The organism is Terrisporobacter muris, from assembly GCF_024621905.1.
Classification (GTDB): Bacteria; Bacillota; Clostridia; order Peptostreptococcales; family Peptostreptococcaceae; genus Terrisporobacter; species Terrisporobacter muris.
This window is the reverse complement of record NZ_JANKBY010000334.1, coordinates 1-3,814: the sequence shown is the minus strand read 5'-3', so window position 1 is coordinate 3,814 and position 3,814 is coordinate 1. Positions and strand designations below refer to the sequence as shown.

3 protein-coding genes are annotated in these 3,814 nt (G+C 31.5%); all 3 read left to right on the top strand.

Going from position 1 to position 3,814, the window contains the following annotated elements; all coding sequences use genetic code 11:
• The first annotated feature begins 165 nt into the window (after positions 1-165).
• Genes NSA58_RS17220 through NSA58_RS17210 form a run of 3 tightly spaced genes read left to right on the top strand, consistent with a single transcriptional unit; the run spans position 166 to position 3,753 of the window.
• Positions 166-1,737 (top strand): ABC transporter ATP-binding protein, encoded by a 1,572-nt coding sequence (locus NSA58_RS17220; protein WP_039678476.1) that lies wholly within the window; start codon positions 166-168, stop codon positions 1,735-1,737.
• Positions 1,727-2,818 carry an ABC transporter permease gene (locus tag NSA58_RS17215; RefSeq protein WP_039678477.1) on the top strand — a complete coding sequence of 364 codons (1,092 nt, stop codon included), beginning with the start codon at positions 1,727-1,729 and terminating at the stop codon, positions 2,816-2,818. Before NSA58_RS17220 ends, NSA58_RS17215 begins: the two co-directional genes overlap by 11 nt.
• Positions 2,818-3,753, top strand: coding sequence for an ABC transporter permease (locus NSA58_RS17210; RefSeq protein ID WP_039678478.1), 936 nt, complete (start codon positions 2,818-2,820; stop codon positions 3,751-3,753). The genes NSA58_RS17215 and NSA58_RS17210 overlap by 1 nt, the downstream gene beginning before the upstream one ends.
• The last annotated feature ends 61 nt before the right edge of the window (positions 3,754-3,814 follow it).

The window sequence follows — 3,814 nt, the reverse complement described above, 5'->3', positions numbered from 1 at the left end:
ATGTAAAAGGTTTAAAATCATATAATATCTTATCTAATAAATATGAAATCTACAAAATTTAATTTAGGTTAACAAATAGATTATATGATTTATGGATAATATATAAATATATTATCCGTTTTTTATTTTGAAAAATATGGTCAGACAAGGAGGAGAAAAATAGCTATGAACAACAATAGCATCGACTACAGTCAAAAAGTTGTTGAAATGAAAAATATAACGAAGAAATTCGGCAACTTTACAGCAAATAACAACATTAATTTGACTGTACATAAAGGAGAAGTACATGCGCTTTTAGGAGAAAATGGAGCAGGTAAATCTACTCTTATGAATATATTATATGGACTTTATAACCCTACATCAGGAGAAATTTATATTAATGGAGAATTAGTAGACATAAGCAATCCAAATGTAGCTATATCAAAAGGAATAGGGATGGTTCATCAACATTTTATGCTTGTTCAGCCATTTACAGTAGCTGAAAATATAGTACTAGGTACAGAACCAACAAAAAATGGTGGTGCTCTAGATATGAAAAAGGCCATAGATGATGTTAAAGAAATATCATCAAAATATGGATTATTCGTTGATCCTATGGCTAAAGTTGAAGATATAACAGTAGGTATGCAACAAAGGGTTGAGATATTAAAGGCATTATATAGAGGTGCACAAACTTTAATTCTTGATGAACCTACAGCTGTTTTAACTCCACAAGAAATAACGGAACTTATTAATATAATTAGAAACTTAACAAAAGAAGGTAAGTCGGTAATAATAATTACTCATAAACTTAAAGAAATAAAATCAATAGCTGATCATTGTACTGTAATTAGAAGAGGTAGATACATAGATACGGTAAAAGTATCAGATGTAACTGAGAACGACTTGGCAGAGATGATGGTAGGTAGAGAAGTTAATTTCAAAGTTGACAAAAAAGAGGCAAGACCAACTAAAACAGTATTATCAATTAAAGATTTAATAGTAAAAGATAACAGAAAAATAAAAGTTGTTGATGGATTATCTTTAGAAGTTAGGGCTGGTGAAATACTTGGAATTGCAGGGATTGATGGTAATGGACAATCAGAATTAGTTGAAGCTCTTACTGGTCTTAGAAAAGTTGAATCCGGCCTTATAGACATAAATGGACAAAATGTAGTAAACAATAAACCTAAGCAAATTTTCAAAAAAGGAATAAAAAATATTCCAGAAGATAGACAAAAAAGAGGGCTTGTTTTAGATTATACAGTTGCAGAAAATGTTGTTTTACAAAATTACAAAGAAAATAAATATTCTAGAAATGGAATATTAAATACAGAAGCAATTAATAAAAAAGCTGAAGAAATAATTGAAAGATTTGACGTTAGACCAAACGATCTTAATGCCAAAGCAAGAGGGTTATCTGGTGGTAACCAACAAAAAGTAATCATAGGTAGAGAAGTAACAAACATAGAAGCATCTAGAGAAAACAGTCATGAGCCACAATTATTAATAGCTACTCAACCGACAAGAGGATTAGACGTAGGTGCTATAGAGTTCGTTCATAAGTCATTAGTTGCTCAAAGAGATGCAGGAAACGGAGTTCTTTTAGTATCTTTAGAACTTGATGAGGTTATGAATGTTTCAGATAGAATAGCAGTTATATACGAAGGAAAAATAGTTGGCATATTAGATGCAAAAGATGCAGATGAAAATACACTTGGAATGATGATGGCAGGAGGTGACTGTAATGGAAAATAATTTAAAGGTTAAGAAAAAATCTTTTATAGATGATGCTGTTAAGTTTTCATTATTATCAATCCTTCTAGGATTACTTGTCGGGGCAATAGTTCTTGTTATTTCAGGAAACAGTCCAATAAAAGCTTATGGAGCTATGATAGAAGGTATATTTGGAAAACCTAAATATATAGCATGGACTATAATAAAGGCTACACCATATATTCTTACTGGTCTTTCGATAGCATTTGCCTTTAAAACAGGACTATTTAACATAGGAGCAGAAGGTCAATTTATAATAGGGGCATTAGTTGCAACATTAGTAGGATATAGTATTCAATTACCAGCTATAATTCATATTCCATTAACAATGATTTTAGCAGGACTTGCAGGTGGGCTTTGGGGTTCAATAGCAGGTTTCCTAAAATCTAAATTTGGAATAAATGAAGTTATAGCAACAATAATGTTAAACTGGATTGCTTTTTATTTAAGTAACTTTATGGTATCAAATTCATTTATATCGGTAGAAAACAGTGAAGCATCAGTAAATATACAAGAGAGTGCAAGTATAGGTATAGACTGGCTAAAAGGTTTAGTTGGACCGGCTACGTCTGTTAACTGGGGTATAATTATATCTATAATATTAGTATTTGTAATATGGTTTGTATTAACAAAAACTACTTTAGGATTCGAACTTAGAGCGGTTGGTCACAATAAAGATGCAGCAGAATATGCAGGTATAGATGTTGGTAAATCAATATTAAAATCAATGGCTATAGCAGGTTTATTAGCTGGTGTTGCTGGAGCAATACAAGTTATGGGTGTAACTCATAATATAACAGTCCTTGCAGCGCAAGAAGGATATGGATTTGACGGTATAGCTGTTGCATTAATAGCAAATAGTAACCCAATAGGAGTTATATTCTCAGGATTATTATTCGGTGCATTCAAATATGGTGGAATAAAAATGCAATCTGTTGGAGCACCATCAGAAGTAATAAACATAGTTATAGGTTCAATAGTATTCTTTATAGCATTAAGTAATGGATTAAGAATGTTATATTTAAAAATGAAAGAAAAAAGAACAAAAGGGGGTAACGCATAATGCAAGATTTAGCGATTATAATTAGTACAACATTAATGTATTCAACTCCCCTTATATATACTGCATTAGGAGGAGTATTTTCTGAAAACTCAGGTATAGTTAACATAGGTCTTGAAGGAATGATGACAATAGGAGCCTTTGCAGCAGCAGCAGCAGGTGTTTTAACAGGGAATCCATGGTTAGCTTTCTTAATCGGTGGATTAGCTGGAGCATTCTTTGCTTTGATACATGCAACTGCAACAGTTAAATTTAATGCAGATCATACAATATCAGGTGTTGCAATAAATTTATTAGCACCAGGTTTTGCATTATTTTTAGCTAAAATAATGTTTGATGGAGCAACTACTACTCCGACAATACCAATGGAAAATAAGATACCTAGAATATTTAATGGAACATTCCCAGCAGGTAGTGTACTAGATACAATATTTAATAACTATGCAACTGTATACTTAGCATTTATATTAGTTATAGTAGCGTATTACATTTTATATAAAACAAAGTTCGGTCTTAGAATAAGATCTGTTGGCGAACATCCAGGAGCTGCAGATACATTAGGAATAAATGTTTCTAAAGTAAGATATAGCGGTGTTTTAATATCTGGATTCTTAGCAGGGCTTGGTGGAGCATCAATGTCTCTTGCTTTAGTTTCTTCGTTCAGACCTACGTTAGTATCAGGACAAGGATATATAGCTATGGCAGCTGTTATATTCGGAAAATGGAGACCTCAATGGGCAGCGCTTGCTTGTTTATTATTTGGTTTCTCAACAGCGTTATCTGTATACTTCGGAAGTCCAACATTACCATTTACAATAAATGAAAACTTATTATCTATGATACCTTATGTTGTAACATTAATAATATTAATATTATTTGTTAAGAGTTCTAAGGCTCCTTCAGCTTTAGGTAATCCTTATAAAAAAGGTGAGAGATAATTAATAAAAAGCTATGAAAATTAAATTTTTCATAGCTTTTTTATTTTGTAAAATAAAAAAT

What these genes read in the sequence shown, in the direction of transcription:
- NSA58_RS17210 (WP_039678478.1), top strand. Translation starts at nt 2,818, where the DNA reads ATGCAAGATTTAGCGATTATAATTAGTACAACATTAATGTATTCAACT.
- NSA58_RS17215 (WP_039678477.1), top strand. Translation starts at nt 1,727, where the DNA reads ATGGAAAATAATTTAAAGGTTAAGAAAAAATCTTTTATAGATGATGCT.
- NSA58_RS17220 (WP_039678476.1), top strand. Translation starts at nt 166, where the DNA reads ATGAACAACAATAGCATCGACTACAGTCAAAAAGTTGTTGAAATGAAA.